An 11,840-nucleotide genomic window follows, 5' to 3' on the forward strand; every position below is an offset into this window, starting at 1 on the left:
GGTGCTTGCCTTTCGTTCGCGCCTGCGGGGCTCCGCTTCGCTGCACTCCTCGCGCTCACAGGACCTTGTCCAGGAAGGCGCGGGTGCGGTCGTGCTTCGGGTTACCGAGCACGTCGCGCGGTGTGCCCTCCTCGACGACGCAGCCACCGTCGAGGAACGCGACGGAGTCGGCGACCTCACGGGCGAAGCCCATCTCGTGGGTGACCACGACCATCGTCATGCCGTCGGCGGCGAGGCCCTTCATCACGTCGAGGACGTCGCCGACGAGTTCCGGGTCGAGCGCCGAGGTCGGCTCGTCGAAGAGCATCAGCTTGGGGTGCATGGCCAGTGCGCGGGCGATGGCGACCCGCTGCTGCTGCCCGCCGGAGAGCTGACCGGGGTAGCTGTTCGCCTTCTCGGCGAGACCCACCCGTTCCAGCAGGGCCGTCGCCTCGGCGCGGGCCTGGTCGCGGGGGGTGCCGAGGACACGTACGGGTGCCTCGACGACGTTGCCGAGCGCGGTGAGGTGCGGGAAGAGGTTGAACCGCTGGAAGACCATGCCGATGTCGCGGCGGCGACGGGCGACCTCGCGGGCCTTCAACTCGTACAGCTTGTCGCCCTGGCGACGGTAGCCGACCAGTTCACCGTCGACCCAGAGCTGGCCGCCGTCGATGCGTTCCAGGTGGTTGATGCAGCGCAGGAAGGTGGACTTGCCGGAGCCGGAGGGCCCGAGCAGGCAGGCAACCTCGCCGGGGGCGACGGTCATGTCGATGCCCTTGAGGACCTCGACCGGCCCGAACCTCTTGGTGACGCCCTCGGCCCGCACCATGGGTTCGGCCCCGGCCTGGCGGGTGGGGCTGATGGAGGTGTCGGTCTGGGTGGTCATCGGACTCCTCCCCGGGCGAAGCCACGGCCGAACCGCCGCTCGATCGCCCACTGGCCGGCGGACAGCACGCTGACGAGCGCGAGATACCAGATCGCCGCCACGACGAGCAGCGGGATCACCTTGTAGTTGCCCTGGTAGACGGTCTGCACGGCGGTCATCAGGTCACGGCCGGCGATGATCGACACCAGCGCGGTGGACTTGAGCATGGTGATGGTCTCGTTGCCCATCGGCGGGATGATGACCCGCATGGCCTGGGGCAGGACGACCCGGCGCAGGGTGAGCGTGGGGCTCATGCCGAGGGCTGCGGCGGCCTCGCTCTGCCCGGTGTCCACGGCGAGGATGCCACCCCGGATGACCTCGGCGGCGTACGCCATCTCGTTGAGCGACAGGGCGAGGACGGCGGCGACGGTGCCGGTGACCACGACGCTGGTCGGTTTGTCGAACAGGACCAGGTCGGTGAACGGCAGGCTGAACGTGATCCGGGGGAAGAGCGCGCCGAGGAAACCGAAGAAGATGATCTGCACCAGCAGGGGAGTGCCCCGGAAGACCCAGACGAAGGCCCAGGAGACACCCCGCAGTACGGGGTTGGCCGACAGCCGCATCACCGCGAGCAGGACGCCGCCGAGGGTGCCGAGCACCATGGCCAGCAGGGTCAGCCAGAGCGTGGTGACCACGCCGTCGAGGATGTAGTCCCTGAACAGGTACTTGCCGATGGTGGCGGGTTCGAGGTTGGGGCTGTCCAGCAGAGCCCGGAGGAAGAGGGCCGCCACGCCGACCACGAGGATCGCGGCCAGCCAACGTCCGTAGTGTCGTACGGGGACGACCCGTACGGTCTCGGTGTCGCTCGTCATTGGGTTGCCTCCAGCGGGGGACGGGGTGCGGCGGTCGCCGGGCGCGCCTTCCGGGCCCGCCCTCACGGGGTGTCGAAAGGGCGCCCGGCGACCGCGGTTCAGGGAGTCGTCTCCGCCGGGGTCAGTCGATGGCCTGGTCGATGGTGGCCTGCTTGACCGCGATCGGCTCCTGCTTCCACTGGGCGAGGATCTTGGTGTAGGTGCCGTCGTCGATCAGCGACTGCACGGCGGCCTGGTACGCCTGGGCGAGTTCCCTCTGTGCCTTCAGGAACCCGAAGCCGTTGGGGCTGGCCAGCCAGCCGTTCGGGGCGGACGGGTCCTCGACCAGGTCGGCCTTGCCGGTCAGGGCGGGGGCGATGTCCACCAGGTTGACCTTGGTGGCGGCGACCACGTCGACGTTGCCGGCGATGAGGGCCTGCACCGCCTGCGGGTTCTCCGGGTACTCCTTGACCTCGACGGCTCGGCCGGCGCAGTCGGACCTGCTGTACTCCGCGAGGTTCTTGGCCTGGTTGCTGGCCTTCTGCACGGCCACCTTGCGTCCGCAGAGGTCGGCGACGGTCTGCACGCCGAGCGGGTTGCCGGTCTTGACGAGGAAACCGGTGCCGGAGGCGGAGTAGTCGACGAAGGTGGCGACCTGCTGGCGTTCCTTCTTGTCGGTGATGCCGCCGGCGATGGCGTCGTACTTGGCGGCCTGGAGGCCGGGCACGAGGCCGTCGAAGGGCTGCTGGGTGAAGGTCGCCTTGATGCCGAGCCGGGCCGACGCGGCCAGGAACAGGTCGTGGTCCAGACCCTTGAACTCGTCGGTGCGGCCCTCGGTCTTGAAGTCGATGAAGGGTTCGTACGGGGCGTTGGTGGCGACGGTGATGGTGCCCCGGTCCCGGATGTCGCCGGGGACCTTCCGGGCGAGGGCGGCGTCGGTGGTGACCTCACCGACACCCTCGATGGTGACGGAGACGGTCGTGACCTCGTCGCCGGAGCCGGCGGCGGTGGAGTCGCCGCCGCAGCCGGCGGTGACCGCGAGGAGGGCCGAGGCCACGGTGGCCAGGGTGAGGTGACGGATGCGCATGGGGTGTCCTTCCGGGTGCCAGCCGAACCAGCACCCGGACTGTAACGCACATTACTATTTCGGTGGGGTTACAGTTTTCTGTAACGAGCCTCCGGCGCTCTCAGCTGCCCCCGTACGTCTGCTGGGCCTGCTCCATCGCCTTCAGGCGCTTGCCGGCGACCGGCCCGAGACGGTCGATCAACGCCGCCACCAGCGTCTCCACCAGCGCCAACGTGGGTACGAAGCTGTCGTACGGCGACGGCGACTCGACCCGGCTCGGCAGCACCACCTCGGCCAGGCCGGCCACCGGGGAGAGCCACCGATCGGTGAACAGGAGCACCCGGGCGCCCCGTGCGGTGACCTCCCGGGCCAGGGCCAGGGTGGGCTCCTCGTACCGGCGGAAGTCGAAGAGGACGAACAGGTCCCGGCGGCCCACGTCGACGAGCATGTCGGTGCGCTCCACCGGCGTGGACGGCAACAGGCGGCTGCCCCCGCGCACCTGCATCAGGTGCAGCACCAGGTAGTGCGCGAGCAGACCGGAGAACCGGCCACCCACCGCTGTCACCCGCAGTTGCTGGTCGGCCAGGAGGCGGACCGCCGCGTCCAACTCGCCCTGCGGCAACTCGGCCAGCGTCCCGGCCACGGCCTCCGGTAGGCTCGCCGCCGCCCGGGGCAGCGCGCCCTCCGGCCGACCGCCGGTCCGCTCCGCCGCCCGGTACGCCGTCAGCGGCGACGTCTCCCGCTCGGTGAGCTCGTCGCGCAGCGCGCGCTGGAACTCCGGATAGCCGCCGAACCCGAGCCGGCTGAGGAACCGCAGCACGGTCGGCCCGCTCACCTCGGCCCGCTCGGCCAGCGAGGCGACCGTGCCCAGCCCGGCGGCCGGGTACGAGGCCAGCAGCGCACGCGCCACCCGACGTTCGGCCGGGCTGCACTCACCCAACCGCTGTCGGACCAGGGCGGCCACCCCGACTGCGGGCGGCTCGACGGCGGCGTCGTCGGGCAGGTGTTCCGAACCGGCACCCGTGCCCGGCTCACCAGCGAGATCGAAGGTCGACACGCGCTGAGCGTATCCGCCGCTCCGTGCCGGCCCGCCCCGACACGGAACGGGCGAGGTGTCCCCGCCCGCGCACCACCCACTGGAGGATGGTCCCGGTGGTCAGACCACACGGGCCGAGAGCGCGCCCGCCCCGGGGGTGAGGAGGGCGCGCCTTCGACCGGGGGGGATCAGGACTTGGCGACGGTGCAGGCGTAGTCGGCCGTGCCGGATCCGGAGTACGCCTCCACCTCGACGTAGTAGGTGGCCGATCCGGACGACGTACGGGTCAGCGAGACCGACTCGTCCGCGCCCGCCCCGTCGTTGACCGACCGGGTCAGCGTGCTGCCGTTCGAGCTGAGCAGGTAGAGGTCGGCGTCGTACGCGCTCGGGACCGCACAGTCGACGGTGAGCGTCTGGCCACTGGTGAGGCTCACCTTGAAGTAGTCCCGGTCGCTGCCGCTCTTCATGTCACCGGTCACGGTCAGCGGGTAGCTGCGGCCGCTGACGTCGTTCGCGGCGGTGCGGCTGTCGTTCGGCTCGACCTCGGCGTACGCGGAACCGCCCCCGGGCGGGGGCGGCGGCGTGGTCGAGCAGTCGGTGACCGGCGTACCGCTGTAGAGGTTGCTGCTCGGCACCCCGTTGGTCACGCTCTTCAGGTAGTAGCCGCAGGTGGGACGGTTGGCGAAGTCGTAGGTCTGCCCGCCGGACAGCCGCCAGATCTTGAAGTTGGAGTACGTCAGCGGCTGCCCGGAGACCGCCACCTCCGGCTGGTGGTCGCCGAGGACCACGTACGCGTTCGAGCCGCTCAGCGTGGCCATCCCGGACTTGTCGATGAACAGCGACGCGCCCTCGTTGACGCCGACGCCCCAGGCCGCGCCGCCGCTGGTGCGACCGTCCTTGACCGCCCGCGCGACGAACGCCATCGTGCGACCCATCCGGTCGCGCTCCTGGAAGTGCGAGTCGTTGACGGTGTTGGCGTAGTTCGCCCAGCGGAACATGCCGGTGGTGAACGTCATCGACCGGTCGTACGGGTCGTCCAGGGCGACCGCCGACGTGGCGCTGGCGGCGCACGCGTCGTACACGATGTCGCTGTTGATGTGGTGGCCGGCACTGCCGCCGCCGACGCCACCGCCCTTGGCCACGACGGACTCCACGGACGCCTCCAGCGCCGTGCCCTTCCATGCCGCGTAGTTGCACTGGTTGCCGCCGGCGAAGTAGACGAACTCGGCGTTGCGGATGTCGGTGTTCACCTGGCTGTTGTTGCCGTCGTTCGTGGCGGTCAGCGTCAACGTGGTGCAGGAGTTGACCCCGGCCAGGCCCATGATGTCGTCGCATTCCGGGGTGCCGCCGTCGGACGCGGCGACGACCGCCACGTCGATCGTGCCGCTACCACCGCGGATCGCGTTGATCGCCCGCGTCATGGTGGCGGACACGACGCCGCCGGAGCCGTTCATCGTGTACGCCGGGCCGGACCAGCTCGCCCGGCTCACATCGGTGGAGCTGCCCTGCCGGTCGCGGATGACCTGGGCGTGGGCTGCGGTCGCCCCGATCGGGGTGAGGGTCGCGACGAGGCTCGCGGCGGTCAACACCGCGAGACGGGTACGCAGGGGGTTGCGGACAGGGGACATGGGCACCTCCGAGGGGCCACGGATCGATGAAACAGAAGTTACATCGATTAAGTTTCCTGCTCAATACGTAATTTCTGTTACGGCCGATGCCGTGCTCCGGCCCCACGCACGACTGTGGAAGGGCCCCTCGACAGCCGTCGAACGGCCCTTCCTCACCTCTCTACCGGGCGACGCCTACCGGGCGGCGATGCCGATCACGACGCCGGTGAACGAGGTCGACTCACCGGCCCGGAACGCGGCGAAGCCCCGTCCCCGGGTCAGCGTCGCCTCCCACCGCGGGTCGTCCTCGTACGACACGTCGGACACCGACGCGCAGCCGGCGTTGCCGATCAACGCCTCGGCGCCGGTGACCAGGCCGTAGTTCCAGAACACGTCCCCGGTGGGCGTCACGTCGCAGCCCGGCGCCCCGCTGACCCGCTGCTTCGACCGGGCGACGACCGGCTGCCAGCGGTCCGAGCGGTACTGGTCGCCCTCGGTCAACCGGGTCCAGCGCACGCCCCCGACACCCCAGACGGGGGTACGGGTGGTGCGCGCCCACCGCAGGTCGAGCACGCTCACCCCGTGCTGGCCGAGCACCCGCAGCTGCTGGTGCCGCGAGCCGACGCCGGTCACCTCCAGCGCGGTGTTCTCGTCCAGACCGAAGACCCGCTTGTTGCGGGTGTCGGTGGCGAGCCGGATCGACCGGGCCTCCCGGCCGCGCCGGGAGAAGTGGGTGTCCACCAGACCGTCGCGGAAGAAGCCGAACCCGCCCTTCGGCAGGTACCCGAGGACGCTGGAGTCGTCGAAGTAGCCGGCCTTCGACCCGTCCCGCAGGCCGGGGTCGACCGACCCGCCGGTGATCATGTCGCGGCCGGCCATGATCTGCGCGCCCGCGCTGGTGCCGGCGACGACCGCGCCCGCGCGCAGCTTGCGCCGGACCGCGGCCAGCGCCGCCGAGTCGCGCTGCGCCCTGCCCCGCGTCATGGTGGTGACGTACCGGTACTGGTCGCCACCGCCGAAGAAGAAGCCGGTCATCGAGTTGATCTGGGCCACCACGGCCGGGTCGTCGGCCTTCTCGGGGTGGTCGACGTCGATCGGGATCCACTGCGCGTCGGCCACGCCGTACGTCTTGAACAGGTTCGCGTAGTAGTCGCCGTTGCAGACGCTGTTGTTGCAGTCCGGGGTGTCCGCGTCCGGATCCTCCGACGGGGTGGGCGCCGCCGCCGTGAAGATGCCGATGCGGGCCCTGCCGGTGCCGCCGGCCAGCCGGACGATGTCGCCGTAGATGGTCGCGTTGTCGTCGGCGAGCGCGCCGCCGACCAGCACGAGGCTGCCACCGGAGCGGTGGGACGACGAGGTTGCCGAGGCGGGGACCGCAGCCAGGGGGACGCTCAACGCGACCGCCGTGCACGCGCCGACCCCGAGGGCCAGCAGACGGTTCAAGGGCATGACTGTTCCTCACTGGAGACCGTGAGGGCGGGCCGACGTGAGCGTACGACAGAACACCCACCCGACAACGGCCGATCGCGACCGCTCGTCGATGGGTGGGTTCGGCTCACCGGCGCGGCAGACAGGACCGGTCCCCGCGGTGGTCGGCGCGTCGACGATGCCGTGGGTGCGGGCCGCGCCTCGCCAGGCTCGGACAGCCCCGGCCGTCACCCGCCGGACACTCAGCGTCGCGTAAAAGCCGATCGGCGGTACGGCCGCACGCGGGACGGTAGCGCCCACACCGGCGTCGTGGAGCGGATCCTGCCCTTGACCGGGTGGCGCACGTCAACGCAGCACCGCTGTCTCGGTGGGCGGCCGGCCCTGGTGACGCATCCCGAGGCGAACGAGCATGTTCGATTTCTTGACACCTCAGATGGTATCGCTAACACTGGTCCGCAACGCGAGCTTAACGAAGAGAACACACCTGCGCCTGCGCCAGCGTGGCGCATCAGAGCTGCCCGCACGGCAGACCACCCACCGTCAGAATCGCGGAGCCCGAAACCGTCATGCTGCTCCTGTTATCGCTAACATGACAGTCGGGTCCGGAAGGGGGACGTCACCGTGGCCCCACGGCGATTAGCAGCGGCTTCGGCCGTCCGGTGTGCCCACGAGACCTGTGTCAGCACGGATGGCATGCCGGACAGGCCTTCGGGCCGCCCCGCGTGACGAAGCCGAAGCGCTGGCCCTCGGCCGGGCGCCCAGGTCGCGGCAATGTGTCCTTCGTTCGTTGCCGACCCACCAACTGAACCCGGCCGGGTACGGAAACAGCGTTTCCGACGGTCCCCGGACACGCCCCACAAGGCCCGGAGGCGGGCGCCGGCACACCGCCCGCCCGAACCATCCGTGGCGCTGCGGTACGGCTTCCGCGCCGACAACCGGCTGTCGACACAGGGGGCGACGGCGTGCGGCGGATGGGAGGCGCCCGGCACCGACACCTGCTACATCCGCCCCGTCACACCGGCCCTCTAGCTGACTTGAACGCCCCTCCGCGAAGGAGAGAACCCATGTCGAGAGTCCTTGCCCGGCTGGGCGCGGTTTCGGTCGCCGCGTGCCTGCTGTTCACCACCTGGTCGGTGGCGACGCCGAAGGAGGCGGCCGCGCTCGACCCGACCGTCGGCTACCTGATGGCGCACTTCACCGGTGAGTCGTCGACCGATCAGCAGATCCACCTCGCCCACAGCACCGACGGCCTACGCTGGACGGACCTCAACAACGGGGGACTCGTGCTGCGTTCCACCGTCGGCACCCGCGGCGTCCGCGACCCCGCTCTGGTCCGCTCGCCCGCCGGCGACCGGTATTGGATCGTCGCTACCGACCTGTGCATCGGCTGTGGCCAGGACTGGTCGACCGCGATCAACAACGGCAGCCGTAACCTCGTCGTGTGGGAGTCCACCGACCTCGTCAACTGGTCGGCACCGTGGCTGCTGAACGTCGCCGGCGCGATCCCGGACGGACGCAATGCCTGGGCTCCGGAGGCGATCTGGAACCCGGCCACCGGCGACTACGTCCTCTACTGGGCGACGAACGTCCCACTCGACGGGGCGACCAAGCATCGCGTCTACTCCGCGCGCACGGCGGACTTCCGCAGCATCACGGCCCCGCAGATCTACATCAGCCGGCCCGGCAGCCAGGAGATCATCGACACCCAGATCGTCGAGGTGCCGGCCGGCGTCGGCGCCTACCGCTACGTCCGGGCCTCCCGGGACGACCAGATCACCGTCGAAGGCAGCAACTCCATCCTCGGCACCTGGACGAACCTTGGCAACCTGTCCGGCCTCGGACTGACCGGCGCCCAGGTCGAGGGTCCGATGTGGCTGAGGTTCAACAACCGCAACGAGTGGGTGCTCTACCTTGACCAGTACGCGTCCGGGCGCGGCTACCTGCCCGTCCTGACCACCAACCCGTCGAGCCCCGGCGGCTTCCGGCTGCCGGCGTCCGGCTCGTACGCCATGGGCGGCACCAGGAAGCGGCACGGTTCGATCCTGAATCTGACCGCCGCCGAGCAGAGCCGCGTGCTCGCCCGCTGGGGCACCACCGCGGCCAGCCGGATCCAGTCGTACAACTTCCAGGACCGGTACGTACGGCACGCCGACTACGACGCCCGCATCGACCCGAGCGTCAGCCCCGCCCAGGACGGCCAGTGGCGGCTGGTGCCCGGCCTGGCCGGCTCCGGCACGGTGTCCATCCAGTCGGTCAACTTCCCGGGCTACTACCTGCGCCACTACGGGTTCGACCTCCGGCTGGAAGCCAACGACGGCACCGCCGTCTTCGCCGCCGATGCCACCTTCCGGCAGGTCGCCGGCCTCGCCAGTTCCTCGTGGACGTCGTTCCGGTCCTACAGCCACCCGGACCGCTACATCCGGCACTCCAACTACCTGCTCCGGCTCGATCCGATCACCGACGCGCAGGGCCGTGCTGACGCCACCTTCCGCGTTACCGGCTAACCCGGCCCCCCCGTGCGAGGAGGTCCGATCGGATCCACGTCGGCAGGTACCCCAGCGGTGGTATCTGGACGGCGACGAGCGCGAACCTCACCCGTCCCAGGTGGCGACCAATGGTTCGTCGCCTCGCTACGTCGCACCACGTCCGTCGTCGAAAGGACCCGCATCATGCGCACACGTACACGATCCATGGCCATCGCGTTGGTCACCGCTGTCGTGCTCAGCGTCAGCGCGCTCGCCGTTTCCACCCCGAGCAGCGCCGCTCCTGGAGCGTCGTTCCAGAATCCCATCGTCGGTACGCCCAACAGCGCCGACCCGTGGCTCGGTTACCACGACGGCAACTACTACTACACGGCCACCACCTGGACAGGGAACATCTACATCCGTAAGGCGTCGACCCTTGGCGGCCTCCGTACCGCGCCGGAGACGCGGGTGTTCACGATGTCGCAGCCGAACGCGACATCGAACATGTGGGCGCCCAGCATGCATCTGCTCAACGGTCCGAACGGGCAGCGCTGGTACCTGTACTACTCGGCCGGCCCGAGCTCGTGCTGCGGGGGGCAGCGACAACATGTGCTGGAGAGCGCGGGAACCGATCCGATGGGTCCCTACACCTATCGAGGCCCGCTCAACCTGATGCCGAACAACGGCTGGTCGATCGACGGTAGCGTCATGACGGTCAGCGGAGTGAACTACTTCGTGTTCTCCGCGTTCAACAACAACTCCGGGTTCGAGAATGGCGGCCTGCAGAGTCTGTACATCACGCGTCTGACCAACCCGTGGACGCCCGCGTCGTTGGGAACGCTGATCTCTGAGCCCACACTCTCGTGGGAGCGCCAAGGCAACCCCGTCAACGAGGGCCCCTACGTGCTGCAACGCGCCGGCCGCACGTTCCTCACGTACTCGGCCAGCTTCTGCGGCACACCCGACTACAAGATCGGGGCGCTTGAGCTGACCGGCTCCAACCCGCTGAGCCGCACCTCGTGGACCAAGCTCACCAACCCGCTCTTCCAGCGCAACGACGCCAACGGGGTGTACGGTCCCGCCCACCACTCCTTCTTCACCTCGCCCGACGGCACGGAGGACTGGATCGTCTACCACGCCAACTCCTCGTCCTCGCAGGGATGCGGGACCACCCGCACCAGCCGCGCGCAGCGGATCTCCTGGAACCCGGACGGCACGCCCAACCTCGGCGTTCCCGTATCCACCTCGACCGTCCTGGCCGGCCCGTCCGGCGAACTCGACAACGCGGGCGCGGTGCCCGTCCAGCGGTTGCAGTCGTTCAATTTCCAGGACCGCTATGTGCGGCACCAGAACTACGCCGTCCGGATCGACCCGAACGTCAACCCGGCGCTGGACGGGCAGTTCCGGGTGGTCCCCGGGCTGGCGAACAGCGGGCCCGGGTACGTGTCGTTCGAGTCGGTCAACTTCCCCGGCTACTACCTGCGGCACAACAACTATGTGCTGGGACTGGAACCGAACAACGGCTCGACGACGTTCAGGGCGGACGCCACCTTCCGTGAGGTAGCCGGGATGGCGAACTCGTCGTGGTCGTCGTACCAGTCCTACAACTTCCCCGACCGGTACGTCAGGCACAGCAACTACGTGTTACGGATCGACGTGATCAGCACCGGCACCGACCGCGCCGACGCCACCTTCCGCCGGACATCCTGATACCCCGACATCACGTCGCGGTGTGGTGCGCCGTAGCGCGGGCGTGCGACGGCCACCGCGTGACCATCGATCACCAACGGTCACGCGGTGGCCGCGGGCGGCCGGCGCGGTCCGTCGTGGAGCGTCACCGGTGCTCGCGGTGGCTGAGCGGATGGTCGCGGCGGTCCCGCGTCGACGCAGGTAGCGGCAGTTGACCCGACACGTGTACGCCTTGTCCGCCAAACCCGGCGCGGCGGGTGCGGAGGTCGACCGAGCCCGCTCATCCCTCGCCGCGGACCTCGGCCGAGCCCCTACGCCGCGCCGGTCGGTCGCCGGTGACCGCCCGCCGCAACTCGCCCCACGGTGCTCTCCCGTGCCACGAGGCGGTGCGGTGCGCGCAGCTCCATGCCGGGCAGCGGTGTGCGACTGGCGATACGCAGCAGCAGACGCTCCACCGCAGTCGTCGCGATCACCTGCTTGTCCGGGGAGATCGTGCTAACCGGCGGGTTCGAATATGTGCCGTCCTCGATGTCGTCGTAGCCGATCACGGCGACGTCCTCGGGCACCCGCAAGCCGCGCGAGGCCGGTCGGGGGTGTGCGCCGACATTGCCGGAGAGCGGCTCGTACTTCTCGACGAGCCGTGCGCGGACCCTCTCCGGAAACGCCCACCGGTGGCCGGGTGGTGCCGCGCTGCGCAATTCCACGCTCGCTCAAAGTAGTCAATGTGGATCGACCTCCGAGCTTGACATCCATCGATGTTAACGCAAACATTTATTCGTAACGCGGATGTAATGCTGCTGTCACGTCCCTCGGCGGGCGTCGCTCCGCGTGCGAGGTCGCTGTGCTGGGCTCCG

9 protein-coding genes are annotated in these 11,840 nt (G+C 69.7%); 2 read left to right on the top strand and 7 right to left on the bottom strand.

Annotation, left to right across the window (positions count from 1 at the left end; translation table 11 throughout):
- Positions 1-55: 55 nt before the first annotated feature.
- From AC5L34_RS15705 to AC5L34_RS15730, 6 genes are all read right to left on the bottom strand, one after another.
- Positions 56-865, bottom strand: coding sequence for an amino acid ABC transporter ATP-binding protein (locus AC5L34_RS15705; protein ID WP_441175938.1), 810 nt, complete (start codon positions 863-865; stop codon positions 56-58).
- Positions 862-1,716 carry an amino acid ABC transporter permease gene (locus tag AC5L34_RS15710; RefSeq protein ID WP_441175937.1) on the bottom strand — a complete coding sequence of 285 codons (855 nt, stop codon included), beginning with the start codon at positions 1,714-1,716 and terminating at the stop codon, positions 862-864. Before AC5L34_RS15710 ends, AC5L34_RS15705 begins: the two co-directional genes overlap by 4 nt.
- 121 nt (positions 1,717-1,837) lie before the next feature.
- A complete protein-coding gene (locus AC5L34_RS15715) occupies positions 1,838-2,782 on the bottom strand; it encodes a transporter substrate-binding domain-containing protein (RefSeq protein ID WP_441175936.1) in 945 nt (314 codons plus the stop codon).
- A 100-nt stretch (positions 2,783-2,882) separates the two neighbouring features.
- Positions 2,883-3,818, bottom strand: coding sequence for a MurR/RpiR family transcriptional regulator (locus AC5L34_RS15720; RefSeq protein ID WP_441175935.1), 936 nt, complete (start codon positions 3,816-3,818; stop codon positions 2,883-2,885).
- A gap of 167 nt (positions 3,819-3,985) precedes the next feature.
- Positions 3,986-5,425 (bottom strand): pre-peptidase C-terminal domain-containing protein, encoded by a 1,440-nt coding sequence (locus AC5L34_RS15725; RefSeq protein ID WP_441175934.1) that lies wholly within the window; start codon positions 5,423-5,425, stop codon positions 3,986-3,988.
- Between the two features lie 174 nt (positions 5,426-5,599).
- Positions 5,600-6,853 (bottom strand): cyanophycinase, encoded by a 1,254-nt coding sequence (locus AC5L34_RS15730; RefSeq protein WP_494825598.1) that lies wholly within the window; start codon positions 6,851-6,853, stop codon positions 5,600-5,602.
- A gap of 1,043 nt (positions 6,854-7,896) precedes the next feature.
- Here AC5L34_RS15730 and AC5L34_RS15735 point away from each other — a divergent pair.
- Together AC5L34_RS15735 and AC5L34_RS15740 are read left to right on the top strand one after the other, a co-directional pair.
- The gene (locus tag AC5L34_RS15735) at positions 7,897-9,336 is read left to right on the top strand and encodes a glycoside hydrolase family 43 protein (protein WP_441175932.1); all 1,440 of its coding nucleotides are present in this window, start codon (positions 7,897-7,899) and stop codon (positions 9,334-9,336) included.
- Between the two features lie 165 nt (positions 9,337-9,501).
- Complete coding sequence (locus AC5L34_RS15740) at positions 9,502-11,007, top strand: family 43 glycosylhydrolase (protein WP_494825600.1); 1,506 nt, start codon at positions 9,502-9,504, stop codon at positions 11,005-11,007.
- 290 nt (positions 11,008-11,297) lie between these two features.
- Here AC5L34_RS15740 and AC5L34_RS15745 read toward each other — a convergent pair whose 3' ends face one another.
- A complete protein-coding gene (locus AC5L34_RS15745) occupies positions 11,298-11,690 on the bottom strand; it encodes a substrate-binding domain-containing protein (RefSeq protein ID WP_494825602.1) in 393 nt (130 codons plus the stop codon).
- Positions 11,691-11,840 lie beyond the last annotated feature (150 nt).

This window comes from Micromonospora sp. ZG13, from assembly GCF_059359355.1.

What these genes read in the sequence shown, in the direction of transcription:
- AC5L34_RS15710 (WP_441175937.1), bottom strand. Translation starts at nt 1,716, where the DNA reads ATGACGAGCGACACCGAGACCGTACGGGTCGTCCCCGTACGACACTAC.
- AC5L34_RS15705 (WP_441175938.1), bottom strand. Translation starts at nt 865, where the DNA reads ATGACCACCCAGACCGACACCTCCATCAGCCCCACCCGCCAGGCCGGG.
- AC5L34_RS15740 (WP_494825600.1), top strand. Translation starts at nt 9,502, where the DNA reads ATGCGCACACGTACACGATCCATGGCCATCGCGTTGGTCACCGCTGTC.
- AC5L34_RS15725 (WP_441175934.1), bottom strand. Translation starts at nt 5,425, where the DNA reads ATGTCCCCTGTCCGCAACCCCCTGCGTACCCGTCTCGCGGTGTTGACC.
- AC5L34_RS15715 (WP_441175936.1), bottom strand. Translation starts at nt 2,782, where the DNA reads ATGCGCATCCGTCACCTCACCCTGGCCACCGTGGCCTCGGCCCTCCTC.
- AC5L34_RS15735 (WP_441175932.1), top strand. Translation starts at nt 7,897, where the DNA reads ATGTCGAGAGTCCTTGCCCGGCTGGGCGCGGTTTCGGTCGCCGCGTGC.
- AC5L34_RS15730 (WP_494825598.1), bottom strand. Translation starts at nt 6,853, where the DNA reads ATGCCCTTGAACCGTCTGCTGGCCCTCGGGGTCGGCGCGTGCACGGCG.